Below are 287 nucleotides of genomic sequence, written 5' to 3' on the forward strand. Positions count from 1 at the left end.
CTTTGATTGTCTGACTTTCTAAAAGACCAAAATTCTGAAAGAGATAGCCTAATTCCTCCCTAAAAAAGAGATGGGGCTTCAACTTTTTCAAATCCTTTCCCTTGTAGAGAATGTCACCTGCATCATAGGACTCCAACTTGGCTAAAATATTCAGCAAGGTCGTTTTTCCGCTACCACTGGCACCTATCAAGGCATAGACCTTTCCAGCCTGCAAGTCTAGTGTTACATCAGAAAACAAGCTGCGCTTCCCAAATTTCTTTTGAATTGATTGGACAGAAAACATACTA

The 287-nt window shown here is 40.1% G+C and carries 1 protein-coding gene; it reads right to left on the reverse strand.

The genetic code is table 11. From position 1 onward, the window contains the following. On the reverse strand, positions 1–283 hold a 283-nt coding region (locus C1G53_RS10970), incomplete at its 3' end, for an ATP-binding cassette domain-containing protein (RefSeq protein WP_153046717.1). Between the last annotated feature and the right edge of the window lie 4 nt (positions 284–287).

Source organism: Streptococcus suis (assembly GCF_002960445.1).
Lineage (GTDB): Bacteria > Bacillota > Bacilli > Lactobacillales > Streptococcaceae > Streptococcus > Streptococcus hyiners.